This window comes from Photorhabdus bodei, assembly GCF_003287735.1.
GTDB classification, from domain to species: Bacteria; Pseudomonadota; Gammaproteobacteria; order Enterobacterales; family Enterobacteriaceae; genus Photorhabdus; species Photorhabdus kayaii.
The window spans coordinates 310,623-334,743 of record NZ_NSCM01000001.1 but is presented as its reverse complement, the minus strand read 5'-3'; the positions used below and the strand labels follow the sequence as shown (position 1 = coordinate 334,743).

General features: G+C 40.5%; 23 protein-coding genes and 2 tRNA genes. 13 read left to right on the top strand and 12 right to left on the bottom strand.

Going from position 1 to position 24,121, the window contains the following annotated elements; all coding sequences use genetic code 11:
* The first annotated feature begins 387 nt into the window (after positions 1-387).
* Positions 388-1,278 carry a DUF262 domain-containing protein gene (locus CKY02_RS01475; RefSeq protein WP_238399131.1) on the top strand — a complete coding sequence of 297 codons (891 nt, stop codon included), beginning with the start codon at positions 388-390 and terminating at the stop codon, positions 1,276-1,278.
* 312 nt (positions 1,279-1,590) lie between these two features.
* Here the strand turns inward: CKY02_RS01475 and CKY02_RS01470 are convergent, their stop codons facing one another.
* The 4 genes from CKY02_RS01470 to CKY02_RS01455 form a co-directional block, all read right to left on the bottom strand.
* A complete protein-coding gene (locus CKY02_RS01470; RefSeq protein WP_105395194.1) occupies positions 1,591-1,749 on the bottom strand; it encodes a Hok/Gef family protein in 159 nt (52 codons plus the stop codon).
* Positions 1,750-2,228: 479 nt separating this feature from the next.
* Complete coding sequence (locus CKY02_RS01465) at positions 2,229-2,387, bottom strand: Hok/Gef family protein (RefSeq protein ID WP_105395194.1); 159 nt, start codon at positions 2,385-2,387, stop codon at positions 2,229-2,231.
* Between the two features lie 192 nt (positions 2,388-2,579).
* Complete coding sequence (locus CKY02_RS01460) at positions 2,580-2,738, bottom strand: Hok/Gef family protein (protein WP_105395194.1); 159 nt, start codon at positions 2,736-2,738, stop codon at positions 2,580-2,582.
* 585 nt (positions 2,739-3,323) lie between these two features.
* A complete protein-coding gene (locus CKY02_RS01455) occupies positions 3,324-3,467 on the bottom strand; it encodes a Hok/Gef family protein (RefSeq protein ID WP_240001972.1) in 144 nt (47 codons plus the stop codon).
* Positions 3,468-4,258: 791 nt separating this feature from the next.
* On the opposite strand from CKY02_RS01455, the gene sufA reads away from it, so the two are divergent.
* The 7 genes from sufA (at position 4,259) to CKY02_RS01420 (ending at position 11,099) form a co-directional block, all read left to right on the top strand.
* A complete protein-coding gene (gene sufA, locus CKY02_RS01450; RefSeq protein ID WP_112893947.1) occupies positions 4,259-4,627 on the top strand; it encodes a Fe-S cluster assembly scaffold SufA in 369 nt (122 codons plus the stop codon).
* A gap of 12 nt (positions 4,628-4,639) precedes the next feature.
* Complete coding sequence (gene sufB / locus CKY02_RS01445) at positions 4,640-6,136, top strand: Fe-S cluster assembly protein SufB (protein WP_112893946.1); 1,497 nt, start codon at positions 4,640-4,642, stop codon at positions 6,134-6,136.
* Between the two features lie 57 nt (positions 6,137-6,193).
* Positions 6,194-6,940, top strand: a complete 747-nt coding sequence (gene sufC, locus CKY02_RS01440; protein ID WP_112893945.1) for a Fe-S cluster assembly ATPase SufC — start codon at positions 6,194-6,196, stop codon at positions 6,938-6,940.
* Complete coding sequence (gene sufD, locus CKY02_RS01435; protein ID WP_112893944.1) at positions 6,915-8,228, top strand: Fe-S cluster assembly protein SufD; 1,314 nt, start codon at positions 6,915-6,917, stop codon at positions 8,226-8,228. The genes sufC and sufD overlap by 26 nt, the downstream gene beginning before the upstream one ends.
* A complete protein-coding gene (gene sufS, locus CKY02_RS01430) occupies positions 8,225-9,463 on the top strand; it encodes a cysteine desulfurase SufS (protein WP_112893943.1) in 1,239 nt (412 codons plus the stop codon). Before sufD ends, sufS begins: the two co-directional genes overlap by 4 nt.
* A 31-nt stretch (positions 9,464-9,494) precedes the next feature.
* Positions 9,495-9,911, top strand: coding sequence for a cysteine desulfuration protein SufE (sufE, locus tag CKY02_RS01425; RefSeq protein WP_112893942.1), 417 nt, complete (start codon positions 9,495-9,497; stop codon positions 9,909-9,911).
* Positions 9,912-10,025: 114 nt separating this feature from the next.
* Complete coding sequence (locus CKY02_RS01420) at positions 10,026-11,099, top strand: L,D-transpeptidase family protein (protein ID WP_112893941.1); 1,074 nt, start codon at positions 10,026-10,028, stop codon at positions 11,097-11,099.
* Positions 11,100-11,208: 109 nt separating this feature from the next.
* On the opposite strand, the gene CKY02_RS01415 is transcribed toward CKY02_RS01420, so the two are convergent.
* Complete coding sequence (locus CKY02_RS01415; RefSeq protein WP_036805405.1) at positions 11,209-11,445, bottom strand: major outer membrane lipoprotein; 237 nt, start codon at positions 11,443-11,445, stop codon at positions 11,209-11,211.
* A gap of 439 nt (positions 11,446-11,884) precedes the next feature.
* On the opposite strand from CKY02_RS01415, the gene CKY02_RS01410 reads away from it, so the two are divergent.
* Complete coding sequence (locus CKY02_RS01410) at positions 11,885-12,736, top strand: enoyl-CoA hydratase-related protein (protein WP_112893940.1); 852 nt, start codon at positions 11,885-11,887, stop codon at positions 12,734-12,736.
* Between the two features lie 407 nt (positions 12,737-13,143).
* On the opposite strand, the gene pykF is transcribed toward CKY02_RS01410, so the two are convergent.
* Entirely contained in the window at positions 13,144-14,553 is a 1,410-nt protein-coding gene (pykF, locus tag CKY02_RS01405) for a pyruvate kinase PykF (RefSeq protein ID WP_112893939.1), read from the bottom strand.
* 270 nt (positions 14,554-14,823) lie between these two features.
* On the opposite strand from pykF, the gene CKY02_RS26115 reads away from it, so the two are divergent.
* Positions 14,824-14,952, top strand: coding sequence for a hypothetical protein (locus CKY02_RS26115; RefSeq protein ID WP_274382140.1), 129 nt, complete (start codon positions 14,824-14,826; stop codon positions 14,950-14,952).
* 189 nt (positions 14,953-15,141) lie between these two features.
* Here CKY02_RS26115 and CKY02_RS01400 read toward each other — a convergent pair.
* The 3 genes from CKY02_RS01400 to CKY02_RS01390 form a co-directional block, all read right to left on the bottom strand.
* Positions 15,142-15,218: transfer RNA gene (locus CKY02_RS01400), tRNA-Val, on the bottom strand.
* Positions 15,219-15,247: 29 nt separating this feature from the next.
* Positions 15,248-15,324 (bottom strand) — tRNA-Val (locus tag CKY02_RS01395).
* A gap of 171 nt (positions 15,325-15,495) precedes the next feature.
* Positions 15,496-16,869: an MATE family efflux transporter gene (locus CKY02_RS01390; RefSeq protein ID WP_112875770.1), complete on the bottom strand. Its 1,374-nt coding sequence runs from the start codon at positions 16,867-16,869 to the stop codon at positions 15,496-15,498.
* A 225-nt stretch (positions 16,870-17,094) separates the two neighbouring features.
* Here CKY02_RS01390 and CKY02_RS01385 point away from each other — a divergent pair, with 225 nt between their 5' ends.
* Both CKY02_RS01385 and CKY02_RS01380 read left to right on the top strand, forming a co-directional pair.
* Positions 17,095-17,772: a riboflavin synthase subunit alpha gene (locus CKY02_RS01385; protein WP_112893938.1), complete on the top strand. Its 678-nt coding sequence runs from the start codon at positions 17,095-17,097 to the stop codon at positions 17,770-17,772.
* Positions 17,773-18,179: 407 nt separating this feature from the next.
* A complete protein-coding gene (locus tag CKY02_RS01380) occupies positions 18,180-19,157 on the top strand; it encodes a CgnE/CgnB domain-containing protein (RefSeq protein ID WP_112893937.1) in 978 nt (325 codons plus the stop codon).
* 124 nt (positions 19,158-19,281) lie between these two features.
* On the opposite strand, the gene cfa is transcribed toward CKY02_RS01380, so the two are convergent.
* Positions 19,282-20,433, bottom strand: coding sequence for a cyclopropane fatty acyl phospholipid synthase (gene cfa / locus CKY02_RS01375; RefSeq protein WP_112893936.1), 1,152 nt, complete (start codon positions 20,431-20,433; stop codon positions 19,282-19,284).
* 296 nt (positions 20,434-20,729) lie between these two features.
* Positions 20,730-21,926, bottom strand: a complete 1,197-nt coding sequence (gene punC, locus CKY02_RS01370) for a purine nucleoside transporter PunC (RefSeq protein WP_112893935.1) — start codon at positions 21,924-21,926, stop codon at positions 20,730-20,732.
* Positions 21,927-22,073: 147 nt separating this feature from the next.
* Here punC and punR point away from each other — a divergent pair, with 147 nt between their 5' ends.
* Entirely contained in the window at positions 22,074-22,982 is a 909-nt protein-coding gene (punR, locus tag CKY02_RS01365; protein WP_112893934.1) for a DNA-binding transcriptional activator PunR, read from the top strand.
* A gap of 6 nt (positions 22,983-22,988) precedes the next feature.
* Here punR and purR read toward each other — a convergent pair whose 3' ends face one another.
* Positions 22,989-24,014, bottom strand: a complete 1,026-nt coding sequence (gene purR / locus CKY02_RS01360) for an HTH-type transcriptional repressor PurR (RefSeq protein WP_112875776.1) — start codon at positions 24,012-24,014, stop codon at positions 22,989-22,991.
* Positions 24,015-24,121: the final 107 nt, after the last annotated feature.

Genomic DNA, 24,121 nt, shown 5'->3' with positions numbered 1-24,121 from the left:
TATAAAAATTGTATTTCTAAAGGAATATTTAGGCCGGACTTAATGCCATATTGTCCTGAAAAAGAAGATTGGTTCTCATTTTTTAACAAGTTGTCTCAAAATTATAGATGTTTATTTAAATCTATAAATGCTGGCATATATCAATCACAATGTTTTTTTGAAATTAAACAATCTGATTTAATTGAAAAATATAGAGAGGGGGTAATATGATAGATTATAGAGTTCGTTCAGTTTCTTTACTAAATTTAGTGAATGATATTCGTAGTAAAAAATTAATACCTGACGCATATTTTCAAAGAAATTTGGTCTGGCGAGAAACGCATAAAGTAGATTTTATTGATACAATATTGTTTCCCGCAGATATTTATATCGAAAGGGAAAATTGATGTGGATAGAATGATAACAGTTTCTTGTATCGTTGATGGACAGCAAAGAACAAATGCGATAATGGAATTTATTGATGATAAGTTTCCTGTGAGAAATAAATATTTTAATGAATTAGATGGTGATGATAAAGCTAATTTTCTAAAGTATGAAATAGCAGTCATTGAGCTTGATCTTGAAAATGACGATCCTAAGATTAATGATATATTTCAGAGAATTAATAGAACATCAAATTCTTTGACAACTATAGAAAAATTAGCATCTCAATATTCTACATCAGATTATATGCTTGTTGCGAAATTATTGACTGATCAGATCGATATATCTTGGATGGAAGATGAAGAAGCTAAGTTCAAAGAAGATCCTAATATTCCTGTAGAATTCTATTCTTGGGCAAAAACTAAGGAAGTTAATAATTTTAGAAAATTAATTTTGGAGAAAGGTATTTATACATCAAGAGATTTGATTAGAAAAGTACATTTAATTCATATATTGAATATTATGTCAACGTATTTATATTCATTTTTTAATAGGAATGACAAAACATATGATTATTTGAATAGTTATTCTTATGTGTTTGAAGAAAAAGACGAGCTTATTGATAATTTTGAAAAAACAGCCTCTATTATATTAAAAATGAAATTTACTAGTAAATCTTATTGGTTAAATAAAGCTAATTTTTTTACTTTATTCTTGTCTATTGTAGATAATGTTAGAAATAAAAATATTATCAATGTATCCTTACTTAAGGAAAAACTGAATTATTTTTCAGATCATCTTCCTGATGATTATAAATTAGCAGCGAGTGAGGCTGTTAATAATAGAAAAGAAAGGCTGTTAAGGGCTGTATATATCGATAAGATAGTTTCTGAATGTGGTAACTGTCAGCCTTGAACCACTTTTTTGAAAGTGACAAAACTTCCTAATTACTGTTTGGCTGATTGTTATTTTAATCCGGAGGATAAATTATTCTCCGGTATATCTGAAATCATGTCTCTTTATGAACTTTTTGTGTTTTTGTCTTACATTAATAAGTATATATTCTCTTCCTGCCGGTTAACCATATCAATTTTTCCTAGATAAAATATAAAGTAAAGTGAAAGTAGGATTTATGTTTAATTCCACTTAAATATAAAGGGTGCCTGAGAACTAAGTCATAACAACATCTCAAAGGGCGGGAGTAAAAACCTCCCGCCGAAGGTTGCCTTACCTGTTGCTGGATTCGTAAGCCATGATTGCCGCAACCTCTGTATTACCTCGTTTGATATGGAGTTTACAGATTGAACCCCTGGTTATCCATGTGAATATAAGTAACGTCACACAAATAATGATCAAACTAAATATTGCGATTTTTTGCGGCTTCATCGCCTTCTCTCCTTGCTTTTTGCCAGATAAGAGGCTAGCCTTATGTTGTTTGTGCATTAGGAGTAGCCTCATTTCGATTTATAGTCGGATGGGGCTTTTCTCTTTCTGCCTGAAACATAATTCTTACTTAGAACACAATGCTCAAGACAGAAAGTCTCAAGCACCCGGAGGCAGTATACGTTTATTCGCATGAGATGCAAGATCTTGAAAATATTTATTATGGTCACGTAATACCTTCAAATTAAATTAGCCAGCTAGTCAAACTATTAATAAAAAATGAAGGAATATTGATGATGAAGTATATAGATAAAATTGTTTCTTAATGCGTTTGATTAATTGAGTTGATTAAATAGAAACTCTATTTGCATATATAATAATAGCAACTCTCTATTTTCCACTTAAATATAAAGGGTGCCTGAGAACTAAGTCATAACAACATCTCAAAGGGCGGGAGTAAAAACCTCCCGCCGAAGGTTGCCTTACCTGTTGCTGGATTCGTAAGCCATGATTGCCGCAACCTCTGTATTACCTCGTTTGATATGGAGTTTACAGATTGAACCCCTGGTTATCCATGTGAATATAAGTAACGTCACACAAATAATGATCAAACTAAATATTGCGATTTTTTGCGGCTTCATCGCCTTCTCTCCTTGCTTTTTACTAGGTAAGAGGCTAGCCTTATGTTGTTGACCATAGGAGTAGCCTCATTTCGATTTATAGTCGGATGGGGCTTTTCTCTTTCTGCCTGAAACATAATTCTTACTTAGAACANACTAAGTCATAACAACATCTCAAAGGGCGGGAGTAAAAACCTCCCGCCGAAGGTTGCCTTACCTGTTGCTGGATTCGTAAGCCATGATTGCCGCAACCTCTGTATTACCTCGTTTGATATGGAGTTTACAGATTGAACCCCTGGTTATCCATGTGAATATAAGTAACGTCACACAAATAATGATCAAACTAAATATTGCGATTTTTTGCGGCTTCATCGCCTTCTCTCCTTGCTTTTTTTCAGGTAAGAGGCTAGCCTTATGTTGTCATGCATAGGAACAGCCTCATTTCGATTTATAGTCGGATGGGGCTTTTTTCTTTCTGCCTGGAACATAATGCTCAAGACAGAAAGTCTCAAGCACCCGGAAGGCAGTATACGTTTATTCGCATGAGAAGCAAGATCTTGAAAATATTTATTATGGTCACGTAATACCTTCAAATTAAATTAGCCAGCCAGTCAAGCTATTAATAAAAAATGAAGGGATATTGATGATGGAATATATATACCTGTCATCCTTCAAGTTGCCTCTTTGTTGGCTGCACTCACTCCCCCCGGTCACATAGTTATCTATGCTCCCGGGGATTCGCTCCCTTGCCGCCGCGATGCATCTTGAAATCCATAAGGTATAGATAAAATTGTTTCTTAATGCATTTGATTAATTGAGTTGATTAAATAGAAACTCTATTTGTATATATAATAATAGCAACTCTCTATTTTCCACTTAAATATGAAGGGTGCCTGAGAACTAAGTCATAACAACATCTCAAAGGGCGGGAGTAAAAACCTCCCGCCGAAGGTTGCCTTACCTGTTGCTGGATTCGTAAGCCATGCTTGCCGCAACCTCTGTATTACCTCGTTTGATATGGAGTTTACAGATTGAACCCCTGGTTATCCACGTGAATATGAGTAATGTCACACAAATAATGATCAAACTAAATATTGCGATTTTTTACGGCTTCATCGCCTTCTCTCCTTGCTTTTTACTAGGTAAGAGGCTAGCCTTATGTTGTTGACCATAGGAGTAGCCTCATTTCGATTTATAGTCGGATGGGGCTTTTCTCTTTCTGCCTGAAACATAATTCTTACTTAGAACATAATGCTCAAGACAGAAAGTCTCAAGCACCCGGAGGTAGTATACGTTTATTCGCATGAGAAGCAAGATCTTGAAAATATTTATTATGGTCACGTAATACCTTCGAATTAAATTAGCCAGTTAGTAAAATTATTAATAAAAAGGGAATAAATGTTGAAAATGGAATATATAGATAAAATTGTTTTTTAATACGTTTAATTAATTGCGTCAATTAAATAGAAATTCTATTTGTATATATTATGATCATAATGATAATCTCTATTTTGTATCTCCGGCTAACTATGTCAATTTTATCTGGCTGGCTGCTATTTTCATACTAGGAAAGGAACTACTCTCCCATATATCTGAAAGTTCACATCAAATGGTATTTCTGATGAACTTTTTGTGCTTTTGTCTTACGCCAATAAGTAAAAAATAGCACAATTGATCAAACTAATAATTTATAGATAAAACAGTAAATTAAAGATATGCCTTCATGTGGAATGAACATAAATCATCGTGTTTGTATAAAGTTTGGGCTGATTAAGGTATATCCTCTTAAAACAAATGGTTGAAGTGATAAAGGTTATCATTACCATTATACGGGAGGAGAACTCTCCGATAACGGCGGCAAAAATGGCTATAGAACAAATGTGAGGTCAACTATGACAAACAGTGTTGAAACCTTTTCTCTGAATGAAACCACATGGCAGGGAATCACCATTACCGCGGGAGCCGCAGCGCAGATCTTAAAATTGATGCAGCAAAACCCACAAAGTAAGGGTTTATATCTGGGGGTTAAGCAGTCAGGATGTGCCGGCTTTGGCTATGTGTTTGAGATGGTTAACGATCCGGCACCTGATGATCTAAGGTATGAAAGTGAAGGTGCATGTCTATATGTTCCTCTGAAAGCAATGCCATTTATTGATGGTACTGAAGTGGATTTTGTTCGTGAAGGTTTGAATCAGATATTTAAATTCAATAATCCAAAAGCACAACATGCCTGTGGGTGTGGTGAAAGCTTTGGTATATAAGTGTACCAATATATGTCTCAGAGCAATGTAGAAATCAGTGATGATGTGCAGACTTGGCTCAGCGATCATCGTTATAAAGAAGGCTTCTTTACTCAGGTAGCGACGGATGAGTTAGCTAAAGGTTTGAGTGAAGATGTTGTGCGGGCCATTTCCGCAAAACGCAATGAGCCTGTATGGATGCTTGAATTTCGGCTGGAGGCTTATCGCCATTGGCTAGGAATGGAAGAGCCTCATTGGTTGAAAGCCAATTATCCTAATCTTGATTACCAGGACTACAGTTACTATTCAGCACCTTCATGCGGTGCTTGTGGTGATAGTTGCAATTCACAATCTGGTGCTGTCCAAGGAACAGGGGCGGAGCAAGCTAATAGCTATTTAACCGCGGAAATTGAAGAAACATTTGATAAGTTGGGTGTTCCTGTACGGGAAGGTGAAGCTGTTGCGGTAGATGCTATTTTTGACTCCGTTTCTGTTTCAACGACCTATCGGGATAAGTTAGCGAAAGAAGGGATTATTTTCTGCTCATTTAGTGAAGCGATACAGGAATATCCCGGATTGGTCCGTAAATATCTCGGCAGTGTGGTTGCAAGCCATGATAACTTTTTTGCCGCGCTGAATGCCGCGGTGGCTTCTGATGGTACTTTTGTTTATGTGCCAAAAGGCGTTCGATGCCCAATGGAACTGTCCACCTATTTCCGTATCAACGCGGCGAAAACGGGACAATTTGAGCGCACTATCCTGATTGCTGATGAAGGCAGTTATGTCAGCTATATAGAAGGGTGCTCTGCACCGGTGCGTGATAGTTATCAACTTCATGCTGCTGTTGTCGAAGTGATTATCCATAAAGATGCCGAAGTGAAATATTCCACGGTACAAAACTGGTTTTCCGGTGGTGATAGTACCGGGGGGATTCTCAACTTTGTCACTAAAAGAGCATTATGTGAAGGCGAAAATGCCAAAATGTCTTGGACTCAATCGGAAACAGGTTCCGCAATTACTTGGAAATATCCCAGTGTGATCCTGAAAGGGGATAACTCGATTGGCGAGTTTTTCTCCGTTGCGCTGACTAACGGTACTCAACAGGCAGATACCGGTACCAAGATGATCCACATTGGTCGTAATACCAAATCGACCATTATTTCAAAGGGCATTTCTGCCGGTCGTAGTCAGAACAGTTATCGTGGGCTGGTTAAAATATTATCGGGAGCAGAAAACGCTCGTAACTATACCCAATGTGACTCCATGTTGATTGGTACTGAATGTGGCGCACATACATTCCCTTATGTAGAAGTACAGAACAATACGGCGCAACTGGAGCATGAAGCGACAACCTCCCGCATTGGTGAAGATCAATTGTTCTATTGCTTGCAACGTGGCATCAGTGAAGATGATGCGATTTCCATGATTGTTAATGGATTCTGTAAGGATGTGTTCTCTGAACTTCCCCTGGAATTTGCTGTTGAAGCACAAAAATTGCTGGCGATCAGCCTTGAACACAGCGTCGGATGAATTTTCTCGGTTTCCCTTTTTTATGACAGAACGTTAAGTCGTTCGAAGGCATGTAATATGTTAAGTATTAAAAATTTACGAGTCAGTGTTGAAGGTAATGAAATCTTAAAAGGATTAAATCTTGAAGTTAAACCGGGTGAAATTCATGCCATCATGGGGCCAAATGGTTCCGGTAAAAGTACATTATCAGCAACGTTAGCTGGCCGTGAAGAGTATGAAATCGATGATGGTGAAATCATCTTTAAAGGCAAGGAGTTACTTAGATTTGAGCCAGAAGAGCGAGCCGGGGAGGGGATTTTCCTGGCGTTTCAATATCCGGTAGAAATTCCGGGTGTCAGTAATCAATTTTTCCTGCAAACCGCAGTGAACGCTGTTCGCCAATATCGCTATCAGGAGCCGCTGGATCGCTTTGATTTTGCCGATTTTATCGAAGAAAAAATTGAATTGTTGGATATGCCGCCGGATTTGCTGACACGTTCAGTCAATGTCGGCTTTTCCGGTGGTGAAAAAAAACGTAATGATATTCTGCAAATGGCCGCGCTGGAACCGACACTTTGTATTCTGGATGAGACAGATTCAGGGCTGGATATTGATGCATTGAAAATTGTGGCTAATGGTGTGAATTCTCTACGTGATCCAAACCGCTCATTCATTATTGTGACCCATTACCAACGTATTTTGGATTATGTGAAACCTGATTTTGTGCATGTGCTTTATCAGGGAAGAATAATTAAATCCGGTGATTTCAGTCTGGCGAAAAAGTTGGAGGAGCAAGGTTATGGCTGGCTTATTGACCAACAGTGAAAAAGCTGAAAAGGTGCGGCAGGTTGCAGAACGTAACCAGCAAGCATTAGCACGTTTTGCTGATTTGTACCGCAGCCGTCATGGTGAGGATTCATCTCATGCCAGTTTGCATTGGCAGAAAGCCATTAAAACCGGTTTTCCTCAATTCAGACATGAAGATTGGCGTTATACGCCGTTGGATAAATTGTTAAATCAGCAATACAGCAGCAAAACTTGGGAATTGACAGTAGCACAATGCGAACAACTGGCGATTCCAATGGATTGTTGGCGTGTCGTTATGGTGGATGGTTGTTTTTCACCTTTACTGAGTTCCTGTGAATTTGGGCCATATCAGCTCAGTTTACTGGATAACAAAAGTGGGCTTCCGGCACCGATACAGGGTGAGATTTTTCTGCATTTGACAGAGAGTTTGGCCCAACAACCTTTGGTTATTACGTTAAAGGCTGGGCAAGTGGCAGAAAAGCCGCTGTACCTGCTGAATATAACCAGTGGTCACAGTAGTGAAGCATTGAATAGCAGTCATTACCGCTACCACATTGCCGTAGGCACGAATGCGAGTGCCAGCGTGATTGAACATTTCGTCAGTATTGATAGACAACAACCTCATATGACAGGAAGCCGATTAACTGCGGAAGTGGGGGATAATGCCCATTTCGCCCATATAAAACTGGGGGTTGAGAACAGTGCAAGCTATCACTTTGCCCATAACGATATTGTGATTGGTCGTGATGCTCAAGTAAAAAGCACCAGCTTTTTATTAGGCTCAGGGCTTGGCCGACACAATACCAGTGTTAAGTTGAATGGCGAAGGGGCCAATCTGTCGTTGAACAGCTTACTGTTGCCACAAGGAAAAGAGGTCGCTGATACTCGTACTTATTTGGAACATAATAAGGGGCATTGTGAAAGCCGCCAGTTGCATAAAACCATTGTGATGGATCAGAGCAAAGCGGTATTTAACGGCATGATTAAAGTGGCTCCTCATGCATTGAAAACTGACGGACAAATGACCAATAACTATTTGTTGTTAGGCAAACAGGCAGAAGTGGATACCAAACCTCAACTGGAAATTTACGCTGATGATGTGAAATGCAGTCATGGTGCGACCGTTGGCCGGATAGATGAAGAACAACTGTTTTATCTGCAATCACGCGGTATCGAACGACGTGATGCAGAGCATATGATGGTATTTGCTTTTGCTGCTGAGCTTACTGAATCTATTGAAGATGAATTCCTGAAGGCTGTTGTTATGAAACACATTAAGCACCGTTTAGCGAGAGTGGAAAGATGACTTTTTCTGTAAAAAAGGTGCGGCAAGATTTCCCGGTGTTAACTCAACAGGTTAATGGGTATCCATTGGTTTATCTTGATAGTGCTGCCAGCACTCAGAAGCCGGTTTCGGTTATTGAACGAGAAAGTGAATTTTGTTTGCACCAGTATGCGGCAGTTCACCGGGGAATTCATACCCTGAGCTCTGCGGCTACTCGGATGGTTGAAAATGTGCGCTACCAGATGGCGCAATTTATTCATGCTCAAAGTAATGAAGAGATTGTCTTCGTTAAAGGTACGACGGAAGGGATTAACCTGATTGCTAACAGTTATGGCCGCAAGTTTATCAATAATGGCGATAATATTGTTATTACTGAAATGGAACATCACGCCAATATTGTTCCGTGGTATATGCTGGCAGAACAGATTGGGTTTGAAATTAGAGTATGGCCATTGAATGAGAATGGCGAGTTGGATCAAGTAGTCTTAGCCTCTTTGATTGATTCACGGACTAAATTACTCTCTTTTACTCATCTCTCTAATGTGCTTGGCACAGTGAATCCTGTACGTCAAATCATAAAACAGGCAAGAAAACTAACTAATGAGCAGGGGAGTCGGTTACCTATTCTAGTCGATGGTGCTCAGGCCATTATGCATAAGCAAGTTGATGTGCAGGATCTGGACTGCGATTTCTATGTTTTTTCCAGTCATAAATTATATGGCCCAACAGGCATGGGTGTGCTTTATGGGCGCAAATCCCTGCTGGATGCTATGCCACCTTGGGAAGGAGGTGGCGCAATGATAAAACAGGTCAGCCTGCAAAAGGGGATAACCTATGCGGAACCACCGTGGCGATTTGAGGCGGGAACCCCAAATATTGCGGGAATTATTGGGCTTGGTGCTGCTGTCGATTATGTCACTTCACTTGGGCTGGATGAAATTCAGCAGCATGAACAGGCACTGATGGATTATGCAATGGCACGGCTGAAAGAGGTCAGAACCCTGAAATTGTATGGTCCTGAGCAACGTCAGGGGGTTATTGCTTTCAACCTTGGCCGACATCATGCTTATGATGTGGGAAGTTTCCTTGATCAATATGGAATAGCGATCCGTACTGGACATCATTGTGCCCTTCCTGTGATGGAACATTATCACGTTTCCAGCATGTGTAGGGCCTCATTGGCGATTTATACTACGCAAGAAGATATTGATGCACTTGTTGTTGCATTGCAGAGAATAGAGCAGTTACTGGGTTGATATAGATCAAAAAAGTGATAAGGAAAAAGTCATGGCAAGTTTGCCCGACACAAATAAGTTGTTACGTAATTTTTCCCGTTGCCAGAATTGGGAAGAAAGATATCTCTATATGATTGAACTGGGGGCGAGGCTGCCTCCTCTTACTGACGAACAACGCCAACCTGAGAACTTAATCGCAGGTTGCCAGAGCCAGGTGTGGATATTGCTGAGAATGAATCACCAAAACAAAGTGGAATTTATTGGTGACAGTGATGCCGCTATTGTTAAAGGATTGGTTGCGATTGTCTTTATTCTGTTTCAAGGTAAAACAACCCAGGAGATTCTGGATTTGGATGTGACTGAATATTTTGGAAAATTGTCTTTGGAGCAACATCTGACACCCTCACGCACGCAGGGGCTACATGCGATGATACGTGCCATCCGAAATAGGGCAAGTAAAATGGTTTAAATACGAGTCTTACGCGTTTCTTCAGCTACTGATAATATGTACGGCCGATAAGGCTTCAACCTTTTATACTTAAATTTATTCGATAACATTCAGAAGTCATTCCAGGAAGCAAGCATGAAACGAGTTTTAACGTTTATTGGCGTGTTATTGTTCAGTGGGCTAACTAACACAGTCAGTGCCACGGAATATACTTTGCCAGCGGCCAATAGTCGTTTAATTGGCGAAAATACGACATTGGTTGTACCCGATGATGGACGTTCTTTAGAGGCCATTGCTGCCGAATATGAAATTGGTTTACTGGCAATGCTGGAAGCTAATCCAGGTACCGACCCTTATTTGCCTGCTCAGGGTTCTGAACTGATTATTCCATCACAAATGTTGTTGCCTGATACACCGAGGCAGGGGATTGTGATTAACCTTGCAGAGCTCAGACTCTACTATTTTCCTAAAGGAAAAAACAAAGTCATCGTTTATCCCATTGGTATTGGGCAACTCGGTCGTAATACGCCAGTGATGACAACATCTGTTAGTCAGCTAATTAAAGATCCAACTTGGACGCCGACTAAGAATATCCGTAAACATTATGCTGAACAGGGGGTTATCTTACCTGCGGTTGTTCCTGCTGGTCCGGAAAACCCAATGGGCGCATTTGCGTTGCGCTTAGCTGCCGGGCGAGGAGAATACTTGATCCACGGCACGAATGCTGATTTTGGTATCGGTATGCGGGTGAGTTCCGGTTGTATCCGTTTACGTCCTGATGATATTGAAACGTTGTTCAACACAGTGCCCCGTGGAACGCGAGTACAGATTATCAATGAGGCGGTTAAGTATTCTGTAGAACCAAATGGTAAGCGTTATATTGAAGTACATCAGCCATTGTCTAAAAAAGAGGATGATGATCCACAGACATTACCTATTGTCCGCTCAGCCGATTTGAACAAGTTCATTGATAATAGCAAGACAGATAAGAATATTGTTGAACAAGCGATGGTACGTCGTTCTGGTATGCCGGTGCTGGTAAGTAAAGGCATAGAGTCTGAAACACAACAGGAGTTGCGAGAAGAGAATATCGTACAGGTGGAAGATGATGATGTTAAAGGTGTAGAACAAGCGGTGAATAAAGATGTATCTGAACCGTTTCAATTACCACCGTTATATCAACCTGGGCCAATCTATCGGGAAAATTAATATTTTATTGCGGACAAAGAAGCCTGCAAATATTTATCTAACAGAATCCGATGATAAAAAATGGCGCACAGATGGACTGTGCGCCATTTTTGTACATAATTACAAAAAATTATTTTTTGTAGGAACGAACTTGATTATCCAGACGCTGATTCGCACGAGCTGCATCGTCTTTAGCGGCTTGAATGTCAGTACGTACTGCGTTCACGTCATTGCTCAGTTGATCAACTTTTGCATTCAGAGTCTGAATATCAGAAGTCAGTTGGTCAACCTTAGCAGTGCTTGAACAACCAGCCAACAGAGTAGAAGCCAGAACTACTGCACCCAGTACAATTTTAGTACGATTCATTATAATACCCTCTAGATTTAAGTTAATCTCCAAGTAGCCATGTAAGTATTACACAAAGTTTTTTAGAAAGAGAATAAATTTTTATCATGAAAACCAATTATTTCAATTTTTCTCTTTAACAAGTGGATAATTTTCATCTGAATGTAAAAAAACAAAACCGTTGAGTAACATTTTAATCAAAAAAAGCCTATTCCATGAGGGAATGATATTCTTCGAAATAATTTTAGTTAAAAATTCTTATAAATAAAAAATACAACATCCAGGTCATCTTACATCTATTGAACCATCGGGACATCTCTTTAATGAAACCATTTTTTATACATAATTTAGGGATTCTCTTAAAACAAATTTGTTAACTGAATCTGATTGTAGATGAACAACTTGACAATGTTCAGGTTGAATCCTAGGCTCAAATTCAAACTGGTAAGAGGAGTTTGTTATGTTAACTGATCAATCTAACGAATATTTTAACATCAGCATTGACAACGGAGTCGCCCATTTACAACTCAGTCGTCCTGAAAAGGCAAATAGTTTAGCGCTTGGGTTTTGGAAACGATTTCCTGAAACAGTAGAGCAACTCAGTCGTTCAGGTAAAGTGCGGGCAATGGTGATTTCTGCACAGGGAAACACATTTTGTGGTGGGCTTGACTTGCAAATCTTTGCCTCTAGCAAAGAGGCTAATACGACTAATCCTAATGAGCGGGAAGCGATGCAATTCAGCTTATTGCAAATGCAAGAGGCGATAAGCGTATTGGAACATGCCCGATTCCCCATTATTGCCGCAGTACAAGGCGCTTGTCTTGGTGCCGGTTTTGATTTAATTGCTGCGTGCGATTTTTGTTTTGCTGCTGAAAATGCGAAGTTTCGTATAGAAGAAACCAATATTGGTATGATGGCTGACTTAGGTATTCTTCAACGTTTGCAACATTTGATCCCTGGTGGTGTGGCTCGCTATCTTGCTCTGACTGGGGATACGTTGAGTGCGGTTCAGGCTCATGATTTGGGGCTGGTGGTAAAGGTGTTCCCTTCTACGGAAACACTAATCGAAGGCGCTCTCGCGACTGCCCGGCGTATTGCTGATCGGCCTCCAGTGGCTATTAACGGGGTTAAACGGGCCATGCTTTATAGCCGTGATCATGGTGTCCATGAATCGTTGCAACAAACAGCACTTTTGCAAGCTTCGATTTTTAGTCGTCAAGATATCCTGTGCTCGATTCAAGCGAAAACGACGGGAACGAAAGGCGAGTTCCAGAACTTAAGCGAAGTCGGTAAAGCTTTCGATGAGCCATGATCAAGGCAAAGATGTTGATGATATGTAAAGAGGGTTCTCCACAAATGATGTATACCCGTCATCTTTCAAGTTGCCTCTTTGTTGGCTGCACTCGCTCACCCCGGTCACATAGTTACCTATGCTCCCGGGGATTCACTCCCTTGCCGTCGCGATGCATCTTGAAATCCATAGGGTATAGTGCTGGAAAATATCATCATTGTTGAGAGTTAAGCCATTTTCTGACCACGAGAAAACAGAGAATGGCATTATTATTAATATTAACTAGCATAAAATGAAAAGAAATCTGTGAGTATGATGATTGGGAAAGTAATTTGGTATTGCAACATATTGGCGGAGAAAATCAGATATTCAATATCCTGAAACACCGCTATATTTACGGTGTTTCAGAAATAAAGCGACCTATTAAATTAAAGTACGTGAACAGACGATGTATTGGTTGTGCCGCTTGGAACTAGGGCGCCAGACACCATAACCACGATTTCTCCTTTCTTCGCCAAGCCACTTGCTAACGCCGCTTCTTTACCAATGCGGTAGAAATCATCGGTAGAGGCGATTTCTTTAACAATTTGGGTAAAAACACCCTTAACAAGTAGTAATTGGCGGGCAGTCACTTCATTAGTGGTTAATGCCAAAATAGGGGCTCCAGGGAAGTACTTACGGATGGATTTGGCAGACTTACCGCCATAGGTTGCGACCACAATCAGAGGGGCTTCCAGTTTTTCTGCTGTTTCAACAGCGCCACGACACACCGCTTCGGTTACGCGCAGGTTACGGCAATGGACGGCTTCGATACGGCTTGGCATAACGCGGTCTGTACGTTCACAAATCGTTGCCATGATAGTCACTGCTTCTATTGGATATTTGCCTTTTGCACTTTCACCAGAAAGCATAACCGCATCAGTACCATCCAAAATAGCGTTAGCGACGTCACCGGCTTCCGCACGGGTAGGGCGCGGGTTTTTAATCATGGAATCGAGCATTTGAGTTGCAGTGATAACAACTTTGCGAGCGATATTACATTTTTGAATCATCTTCTTCTGGGCGAAGATCACTTCTTCAACTGGAATTTCAACGCCCAGATCACCACGAGCAACCATGATCCCGTCAGAAACTTCCAGAATTTCATCAAAATTGTTCAGACCTTCCTGATTTTCAATCTTAGAGATGATTTGAATATTTTCACCGCCGTGCGCTTTCAGATGTTCACGGATTTTCAGAACATCGGAGCGTTTGCGGATAAAAGAAGCGGCGACGAAATCAACACCTTGTTGGCAACCAAAGATCAAATCTTGCTTATCTTTTTCAGCCAGGGCAGGCAGGCTGATGGAAATACCCGGCAGATTAACACCTTTATTTTCCCCCAAGTCACCGTTATTCAAAACTTGGCAAATGACCTCTGACTTAGTGACTTCTTTAACTGTCATGCCGATCAAGCCGTCATCAACTAGCACGGTATTACCGGGAGCCAGATCCGCGGGGAAACCACTGTAAGTGACAGCAACACGGTCTTTATTACCGATAACGGAAGTGTCAGTAGTAAAAGTGAAGGTCTGACCTGCGGTTAAAGAGACATCGTTACCGCCTTCCAGTTTCATAGTTCGGATTTCAGGGCCTTTAGTATCCAGCAAAATAGCGGCTTGTTTACCTATCTTAGTCATAACTGAACGGATATTTTGAATACGCTGGCCGTGCTCTTCATAGTCTCCGTGTGAAAAGTTGAGGCGCATAACATTCATGCCAGCATTCAACAGTTCGGCTAGTTTTTCTTCGGATTCTGTTTTTGGTCCGATAGTACAAACAATTTTAGTTTTTTTCATGACAATCTATCTACAGGTTTTAATTGGATAAAATAGTGAATCGCCAACTTTATGGTTTGCGCAGATACCATGTGGTGTTGAACGTTGCGCAACATCATTAAGGACAAGTGGCGGGGAAGACATGCGGTGTTTTTCGTGTGAGGTTAGGCACATGTAATTATGCGAGCTTATACATACGATAATCTGTAACTTTTCCGTGTTCGGCAAATCAATAAGCTGAAACCATTCAACTCTAAATTGCGCCGTATTATAGAGACTTATTTCTGTGAAATGAATCAAAAAATGATTATACCCGTCATCTTTCAAGTTGCCTCTTTATTGGCTGCACTCACTCACCCCGGTCACATAGTTATCTATGCTCCCGGGGATTCGCTCCCTTGCCGCCGCGATGCATCTTGAAATCCATAAGGTATATATGAATTAATTATAACGGTAAACAGGAAAAATGATGCAGATCTTAACAGAGGAGAGTTACCGCGCATTGCGCAAACTGTCTGTAAACAAACAACAGTGTATTTTGACGTGGGAAATAAATTAAGCAAAACCAAGAGAAGAGATAATAAAAACAAGAAGATCCATCTGTAGACTTGGTGCGTCCGAGTGGACTCGAACCACCGACCCCCACCATGTCAAGGTGGTGCTCTAACCAACTGAGCTACGGACGCACTGTAAACCGGTGTAATCACTACGCAATTGGTGCGTCCGAGTGGACTCGAACCACCGACCCCCACCATGTCAAGGTGGTGCTCTAACCAACTGAGCTACGGACGCAATCTAAATTGCATTGGTGACAACGGGGACGAATATTAACGGTGAGTTAGCCTTCTGGCAAGGGGAATAATACAAATTATTGTTCAACTGTTCGTATTTGCATCTGTCACAGTGAGTTTGTCGTTTATTCCAACAGTTAAGTATTCATCCCCGGCTTTATAGTAAAGTAAATTAGCGGGTTGAATGTTGTAAAATTACCTCATCTGGTTGTTTTTGTGTCCATGAAATACGGGCAAATATCATTACTGCCGATGCAGTCAGGCCAATAATAAAGCCGATCCAGAACCCTTGTGGCCCCATAGCGGGTACAATATAGTCGGTTAATCCCAAGATATAACCGCTTGGTAGCCCCAGAATCCAGAAAGCGATAAAAGTGATATAAAAGATAGAACGCGTATCTTTATATCCACGTAAAACACCAGCCCCTACCACTTGTATGGCATCAGATAATTGGTAAAGCGCGGCAAATAGCATCAGATGTGATGCCATGGTGATAACTTCAGGATTGTCGTTATACATCAAGGCGATCGGCTCTCGCAGAATGATAGAAAAAGTTGCGGTTAAACAAGCAAATACCAAACCAACCATAATTCCGGTATAGGCTGATATCCGGGCATTCTCGATAGATTTTTTCCCCAAATTATAGCCAACGCGGATAGTGGTTGCTGCGGCCAAAGATATTGGGAACATAAACATTAATGAACTAAAATTTTGTGCAATTTGGTGCCCTGCAACAGCAGTAACGCCTAAAGGAGAGATCAGTAATGCCACTATGGCAAATAACGTAATTTCGAAAAACACCGCCATCGCAATAGGCAAGCCGAGAGCTGAAATGCGTTTCAAAATATGCCATTCTGGTGCGGCGAAGCGATGTTTAGGGCGGATATCCCTTTGTGATGATGCACGTTTCACATACCAACGCATTAGTAGGAACATGACCCAGTAAACGCTGGCGGTAGCAACACCACAGCCGACACCACCTAAAGCGGGCGCGCCAAATTTACCATAAATGAATATGTAGTTAATCGGAATATTAATCAATAATCCTAAAAAACTAATTACCATGCCTGGTTTGGTTTTCGATAAACCTTCACATTGATTACGCAGTACCTGATAAAACAGATAGCCCGGCGCACCCCACATTATTGCGTGGATAAATCCAACCGCTTTTTCCGCCAAAAGTGGATCTATATTGTGTTGCCTGTCAATCAGGAACTTGCTGTTGTATAGAATAGCAATAATGATAATGGAGAGAAAAATCGCCAGCCAGAATCCTTGCTGAGTTTGGTTAGCAATGAGATTCCTGCGACCAGAACCGTTCATTTGCGCAATAATGGGTGTTAAAGCTAATAGTAAGCCGTAACCAAATAAGATAACGGGCAGCCAGATCGAGGTGCCAACAGCAACCGCGGACATATCTGTTGCACTGACGCTACCCGCCATAACGGTGTCCACAACCCCCATTGCAGTTTGTGAAAATTGAGCAATAATGACGGGAATCCCAAGAGCGAGCAAACTACGCGCTTCTTTTAAATACTTCTGCACGCATTACACCTTTTTTATTAAAGTAGAAAATATTAAGAAAGACATCTGTATATAAGAAACGATTTTCGAAAAATCAACCGCTTACTAACCGGAGTATTGTATCTATTTAATACTATATTGCAATAATAATGCTGAGTTTATATTCAAATGATCAGGTGGTATTTATCAATGACAACTTGATATAAACTAATTAATAATTATACACAGTCATTAAGAGGTTCTTCTATGTTTACGGGCATCGTTCAGGGAAAAGCACCCTTGGTTGCTATTGATGAAAAAAGTAATTTTCGGACTCATGTTGTTAAATTCCCGGCTGAATTATTGCCAGGTATTGAAACAGGGGCGTCAGTTGCCAATAACGGTTGTTGTCTGACGGTAACCAAAATAGAAGGCGATGAGATTAGTTTCGACTTGATGAAAGAGACTCTGCGTCTGACTAATCTTGGTGATTTACAGCCAGGGGATTATGTGAACCTGGAGCGGGCGGCTAAATTTGGGGATGAAATTGGTGGACATTTGATGTCCGGTCATATCATCACGGTTGCTGAGATAGCTAAAATTTTCACTTCAGAAAATAATCATCAAATATGGTTCCGTATCCATGATAAGCAATTAATGAAATATATCTTGCATAAAGGATTTATCGGCATCGACGGAATTAGCCTGACAATTGGCGATGTGGTTAATAATCGTTTTTGCGTTCACCTTATTCCTGAAACACTGGAACGTACGACATTAGGTAAGAAACGTCTTGGTCAGAGGGTTAATATTGAGATTGACTCACAAACTCAAGCGATTGTTGATACTGTGGAGCGTGTTCTTGCTCAGAAAGAGCGGGAACAGGTTGTCTCTCAGCAACCGGAGACATTCATGGAAGAATGCGCAATAAATGAGGAGCAATAGGCGGACTCCGATTGTCGCTTTCGAACAGAATTAACCGTGTGCTAAAAGGGAGCATTGAACCCATCGATGCTCCTTTTTGTGATTTGTGTTGCAGTGTTTTGCATATTATGTTAACTAATATAATTAATATTGTTATTATTGTGTTAATGCCCTTTCTCGTAAAGTGCAGGTTAATCCCCGTGATGATATTTTTAGAGGCTACTTTTTTATGGAAAACCCGATTGAGTTAGATGAATGGCTTGAAGAACCTACACACGATGATGCTGTTGAAATGATGAATGCACAAGCTGTTGTACCTTTTGGTACCGCATTTTGGCCTTAACGGTTTTTTATAATTAAGGTTCTTTATAATAAATAGATAAGTAAGGGGAGTCGCCCCTTACTTAAAAATAAACAGGATTGTCCTCATGGATAAAAGTCTTGAGAATATGTATCATTGTTTATCATATCATCCTGCGATTTCGGATAAAGTAAGAAATGATGAATGTATAAAAATATTTATCGGATCTGATACTGAGCATAGCGATATTGCGCAAAAGATGCATGTGCATAAGAAGAGTTTCGATGTAAAGTCTGATTTTGCTTTTTTAGAAAAAACATCACCGGACGATGTGAAACAAAAAATATCTGATTGTGATTTGTTTATTTTTCTTTACGCATCATCAACATTAAAGAATGCATCTCCACAAGGGCCAGAATATCTAACCAAAATAAGAAGCTTTATTACTGAATCATGGAAGAAATCTGTATTGTTTAAAGATTATGGCCCGCATTTCATTGAAGCATTCAGCGAGCCACCAGCATCAATAACAGAAAGGAACAAAAAACTTATTGAATTATCAAGTCGATCACAGAAGATTCAATATACAGATAATAAAGGGAACTCGATTGTAGGTTATTTAGAAAAAGACCATAAGTGGACTTCCATTGATGGCAGTGGAAATATTGATGTTATTCCTGGGGAAATAGCAAGCCATATAAAGAGCCTTAACGGTAGTGTCAGCTTTAGTGGTACTTTTTTGAGTACGGCACCTTTTGCCATAAAGTATGGGGTTGTCAATGATATGATGACTATAAATATAAAAGAGGGTGGAATTATTGGGTTTGATTGTGAAAATGATGAATTTAGTCGGGATTTTAATTTATACCTAAACCATAATCACGGAAACCGAATTGTTGAAGAGTTTGGTATTGGGACTAACATGGGTGTGAAAGCGCTTTATGGCAGAAATGCTGGTTTTGAAGAACGACATCCTGGTTTACATCTTGGTTTGGGTGGTGGTGTAAAAGGGAGTCATCATTTAGATTTGATATTTTCTGGTGGAAAAATAGCATTTGATCAAACAGTCTTCTTTGATAATGGTTATGTGAATGATTTCCGTTAGTGAAAAACAGAGCGATCTTTTTAAAGTTAGTATAGGAATTTCCCTTTTAATATTTAGAGTTAAACATGGATATGTTTGTTACATTGACTAAAAGCTACAGTGGAAACCTGTAGCTTCTGGTTAATTATCTGGCTACTCGTAACCCGCCTTCAATACCTTTTAGACTGAATATGATTTGCCACAATTGGATATCGCGAGCACGAAATGCACCTGCACAGGCATTCAGATAATAGCTAAACATGCGTTTAAATGTTGGACTATAGTTATTTTCTATTTCAGGCCAGTAGGCAATAAATCTTTCATGCCAGGCCATCAATGTGTGGTCATAATCTGCGCCAAAGTTATGCCAATCTTCCATAACAAAACGGCTTTTGCTGGTGTGGGCTATTTGCTCAATAGAAGGCAGGCAGCCATTAGGAAAAATATATTTGCTGATCCACGGGTCAGCACTGACTTTAGCTTTGTTGGAACCAATAGTATGTAGCAGGAATAAGCCATCAGGTTTTAGGTTTCTTTGAACAACGTCGAAGTAAGTTGCATAATTTTTAGGTCCAACGTGTTCAAACATACCGACAGAAACAATTTTGTCGAACTGTTCATGTAAATCCCGATAGTCTTTCAAAATGATCTTTACATCTAGATTCTTACATTGTTTCTGTGCATATTTCTGTTGTTCGGCTGAAACAGTAATACCTGTTACGGAAACACCATAATTTTTAGCCGCATAAGCCGATAGCCCACCCCAACCACAGCCAATATCCAGCAGAGTCATACCTGGAGAGAGTGATAATTTCTCACAGATGAGTTTCAACTTATCAAGCTGAGCTTGTTCCAGTGTTTTAGCTTGTTTCCAGTATCCGCAGGAATATTGCATATAAGGGTCAAGCATACGGGTAAAAAGATCATTTCCTAAATCATAATGTTGATGACCGACAATCCATGACCGTTTTGGCGTTTGCAGATTACGTAAGCGGGTTATTGCGATTCTCAGCGTATCTTTGAAATTATTAGGCATTTTATTTTCTAATCCAGCGCGTAAAACGCGATAAAAGAAAATATCCAACCGCTCACAATCCCACCAGCCATCCATATAACTTTCACCTAATCCCATCGAACCTTGTTGTAAAACTCTTTTATAGAAATTAGGGTTTTTTATCTGGATATCATAAGGATTGTGACCATTAATTTGAATACCGGCTTCTTCTAGCATCTCATTGGTAATTCTCTGCCAGGAGTTAATGGCTGTTTTCGGGTTTTCAATATAGGATGAACTCATATACTCTCCAACGTTAGGGTGATGGAATATTGAGGAGCTCGTTTTAGCTAGCAAAGCAGGATGCTAAGACGCAAAATGCAAAAAATAACAAAGAATCAAAGTAAAAAACCTTAAAGATGACTAATCCATGAGTTTAATGGGGGCAGTCATTGCTCCTGAAAACCTCAAATTCCAGGTTATTTATAATAGGGAACATCTTGAGTATAAAAGCGTAAAATTGTTTTATCAATTAATAAATAAAGGCTGCGATTAATTGGTAATTGGCAGCCTTTATTGAGATAACAATTTGATTAATATCAAGAATTTTGTTCAATTATGTGAATGTGGCGATCAGCGTTTTTTTTCCACTGCATAAAATATCCTAATGTCATTGGAACAACGGTAGAAACCATGACAGTGGTTGTGGATATGAGAGGATTACTGATAAATGCTGATACAATTAGGCTGGCAATAAAACAGAGCCCTAATTGAAGCGTGTTTTGTAATGCAGTAGCTTTCCCACTGTCTTGTGGATAAGCGGATAAAGCGTTTGCTACTGCAATTGGGTATAACGCACCATTCATCGCAGCCATAAAGCAAAAAGGTACCAAAATGGTGAATAGAGTTGGCTCGCTAAATTTTGCAATTAAATAGAGCACAATCATACTGACAGCATAGCCAATTAACAGATAAGGGAAAATAATATCACTTTTTATTTTGGCTAAAATACTGCGGCATCCATAACCTCCAACGATAAAGGCCAGTGTTTGAGGGATATAACTCAGACCGATGTCATCTGGGGTATATCCCATCTCACCGAGAATCGAAGGTGAGCCTGTTAACCAAGCAAAAAAGCCGGCGCTGCATGATGCAAATATCAGAACATTGCCACTAAATAGCGGTGATTTTAATAGCGTAAGGAAAGAGACATTATTTGTTTGCGCTTGAGTTTCACGGTTTTTGCGATTTTCTTGCAAGAACAGAGTAAAAAACAACAGTAATAATGTAATTGTCAGTAAGACTAGGAAAATCATGCGCCAGCCGCCATGTTGTAACAGCCAAGCTCCCATCAAAGGCGCCAAGGCAGGGGAGAGCGCAACCAGAGGCATAATCGTTGCAAAAACACGTTTGGTACGATTGGCCTCATAACGATCAATAACTAATGCTTGCCATGAGACCGCGGCTGAACAAACACCTATGGCTTGGATAAAACGCAAAACTAAAAGTTGGGTGGCGTCTGTTACCCACATCATCCCCAGACAGCCAATAGAAAACAGGGATAGTCCGGTGATGATAATCGGCTTTCTGCCGAAGCGATCTGAAAGAGGTCCCCACAAAAGTTGAGCGAAGGCGAAACCTGCAAGAAAGATGCTTAGGCTGGCACTGATTGCTTCTGCCGATGTATCTAATTCTTGTTGCATAGTGCCGAATGCTGGCAGATACATATCAATGGCCAGATAACCTAGCATACTCAAGCCTGCAAGGTAGAACATGAACTGACTTGAGTTTTTCATTTGATTACTCTCTTTGAATGTCATGATTGAAATAATTTGCAGTGATGGATAGATAACAATATTGACACATATTCTATATGTCGTGATTTTTACTTGTGAAATGGTAATATTTGCATAGTGCTGTGAAAAAAATTGAAAGGTAAAATTATGTGGTCAGAATATTCACTTGAAGTTGTGGATGCGGTTGCCAGAACAGGCAGTTTTAGTGCCGCTGCATCGGAGCTTCACCGTGTCCCTTCTGCGATCAGTTATACCGTAAGACAACTGGAAGAGTGGCTTGCTGTTTCGTTGTTTGAGCGTCGTCATCGGGATGTGGAATTAACTGAGGCAGGCGCTATTTTTATCAAAGAAGCTCGCTCTGTTATCAAAAAAATGATTGATACTCGTCACCAGTGTCAACAAGTTGCAAACGGCTGGAGAGGGCAATTTAGTATTGCTATTGATCTCGTTGTCAAACCAGAACGTAGTCGCCAGCTTATTCTTGATTTCTACCACCATTTTCCTGATATAGAACTTTTTATTCATCAGGAAGTGTTTAATGGTGTGTGGGACGCGCTGGTGAATAGTCAAGTTGATGTTGCAATTGGTGCAACCCGGGCGGCTCCAGTCGGGGAAAGGTATAGTTTCCGAGATATGGGGTTTATGCCTTGGTTATGTGTGGTTAGCGCTGACCATGCGCTGACCCAGTTGCCGGGTCCGTTATCTGATGACCAAATGCGGCCTTATCCAAGTTTGTGCCTTGAAGATACATCCCGTAATTTACCGAAGCGTGACACCTGGAATCTGGATAATCAGCGCCGGTTGGTGGTTCCTGATTGGGAGTCCGGTCTGTCTTGTCTAAACGAAGGGTTATGTGTAGGAATGGTGCCTAAGCATAGGGCAATGCCGCTTATTCGGCAGAATAAACTAACCGTGCTGGAACTGGAACAGCCTTTACCAGACAGTCCATGTTGTTTGGCATGGGTTCAAAACAGCCATTCTCCAGCATTAAGTTGGCTGCTTGACTATCTTGGCGATAGTGAAACTCTTAATGCTGAATGGCTTCAAGATGAATAAAACGAATTAACGACGATAGTCGATAAATGGACCATCCACGACGGAACGTCGCTCAACCAAGCGTGGATGTACTTCAATAGTTTGTGCATCTTCACGTTTATTGATTATTCTGTCCAGCAACATGGAAAAGGCCATCTGCCCCAGTCGTTCTTTTGGTTGATGAATGGTGGTCAATGCCGGAGAGAAATAACGAGCGTTGCGTATATTGTCATAACCGATGACAGAAATATCCTGTGGGACGCGTAATCCTAATTCATCAGCAGCACAAATCGCTCCCATAGCCATAACATCTCCGCCGCAGAAAACCGCAGTCGGGCGCTGTTTTTGATTCAAGATTTGATGCATGGCTTTATAGCCCGATTCTGGTTCAAAATCCCCCTGAATAACCCATTCTTCTCTGATCGGAATGTTGGCTTCTTTTAACGCCTTTAAGAATCCTTGATGACGACCACCACCGGTATTTCGTGCCAGAGGGCCGGGGATCGCACCAATATCACGATGACCACGTTCGATAAGATAACGGCCAGCTAGATAACCGCCGTGGAATGCATTATCAATAATAGTATCGGTGAAATCACTTCTGGCCTGTCCCCAATCCATGACGACCATTGGAATATTGCGATAATCTTCCAACATTCCCAACAATTGTTCCGGGTATTCTGAACACATAATTAGCAGTCCATCCACACGTTTTTGTGCCAGCATGGCTAGATAGGCTTTCTGTTTATCAATGTTATTGTGTGAGTTACATAAAATCAGCGTATAGCCTTTGCTATAACAACTGTTTTCAACAGCCTCAATGACTTCAGCAAAATAGGGGGCTTCACTGGACGTTGCCAGTAATCCGATCGATTTTGTGTGGTTAACTTTCAGACTGCGGGCAACGGCACTGGGTGAATAATTCAGTGCCTTAATAGCAGTCCAAACAGCAGCTTTAGTATCTTCAGCGACGAAGCGGGTTTTATTAATAACATGGGATACGGTGGTGGTTGAGACGCCAGCGTGCTTAGCCACATCTTTGATCGTTGCCATGAGGTGAAAGACTCCTGACCTTTTGGTCTAAATTTAAAACGCTTTGTTAATCGCTTGCTAGCCCTTTACATAAAAGGACTAGCAATAAGTTAGCGATAAATCCTGGA

Bases quoted from the DNA above. Each gene is read 5' to 3' on its own strand.
- CKY02_RS01470 (WP_105395194.1), bottom strand. From the start codon at position 1,749: ATGAAGCCGCAAAAAATCGCAATATTTAGTTTGATCATTATTTGTGTG.
- CKY02_RS01465 (WP_105395194.1), bottom strand. From the start codon at position 2,387: ATGAAGCCGCAAAAAATCGCAATATTTAGTTTGATCATTATTTGTGTG.
- CKY02_RS01460 (WP_105395194.1), bottom strand. From the start codon at position 2,738: ATGAAGCCGCAAAAAATCGCAATATTTAGTTTGATCATTATTTGTGTG.
- sufA (WP_112893947.1), top strand. From the start codon at position 4,259: ATGACAAACAGTGTTGAAACCTTTTCTCTGAATGAAACCACATGGCAG.
- sufB (WP_112893946.1), top strand. From the start codon at position 4,640: ATGTCTCAGAGCAATGTAGAAATCAGTGATGATGTGCAGACTTGGCTC.
- sufC (WP_112893945.1), top strand. From the start codon at position 6,194: ATGTTAAGTATTAAAAATTTACGAGTCAGTGTTGAAGGTAATGAAATC.
- sufD (WP_112893944.1), top strand. From the start codon at position 6,915: ATGGCTGGCTTATTGACCAACAGTGAAAAAGCTGAAAAGGTGCGGCAG.
- sufS (WP_112893943.1), top strand. From the start codon at position 8,225: ATGACTTTTTCTGTAAAAAAGGTGCGGCAAGATTTCCCGGTGTTAACT.
- sufE (WP_112893942.1), top strand. From the start codon at position 9,495: ATGGCAAGTTTGCCCGACACAAATAAGTTGTTACGTAATTTTTCCCGT.
- CKY02_RS01420 (WP_112893941.1), top strand. From the start codon at position 10,026: ATGAAACGAGTTTTAACGTTTATTGGCGTGTTATTGTTCAGTGGGCTA.
- CKY02_RS01415 (WP_036805405.1), bottom strand. From the start codon at position 11,445: ATGAATCGTACTAAAATTGTACTGGGTGCAGTAGTTCTGGCTTCTACT.
- CKY02_RS01410 (WP_112893940.1), top strand. From the start codon at position 11,885: ATGTTAACTGATCAATCTAACGAATATTTTAACATCAGCATTGACAAC.
- pykF (WP_112893939.1), bottom strand. From the start codon at position 14,553: ATGAAAAAAACTAAAATTGTTTGTACTATCGGACCAAAAACAGAATCC.
- CKY02_RS26115 (WP_274382140.1), top strand. From the start codon at position 14,824: ATGAATCAAAAAATGATTATACCCGTCATCTTTCAAGTTGCCTCTTTA.
- CKY02_RS01385 (WP_112893938.1), top strand. From the start codon at position 17,095: ATGTTTACGGGCATCGTTCAGGGAAAAGCACCCTTGGTTGCTATTGAT.
- CKY02_RS01380 (WP_112893937.1), top strand. From the start codon at position 18,180: ATGGATAAAAGTCTTGAGAATATGTATCATTGTTTATCATATCATCCT.
- cfa (WP_112893936.1), bottom strand. From the start codon at position 20,433: ATGAGTTCATCCTATATTGAAAACCCGAAAACAGCCATTAACTCCTGG.
- punC (WP_112893935.1), bottom strand. From the start codon at position 21,926: ATGAAAAACTCAAGTCAGTTCATGTTCTACCTTGCAGGCTTGAGTATG.
- punR (WP_112893934.1), top strand. From the start codon at position 22,074: ATGTGGTCAGAATATTCACTTGAAGTTGTGGATGCGGTTGCCAGAACA.
- purR (WP_112875776.1), bottom strand. From the start codon at position 24,014: ATGGCAACGATCAAAGATGTGGCTAAGCACGCTGGCGTCTCAACCACC.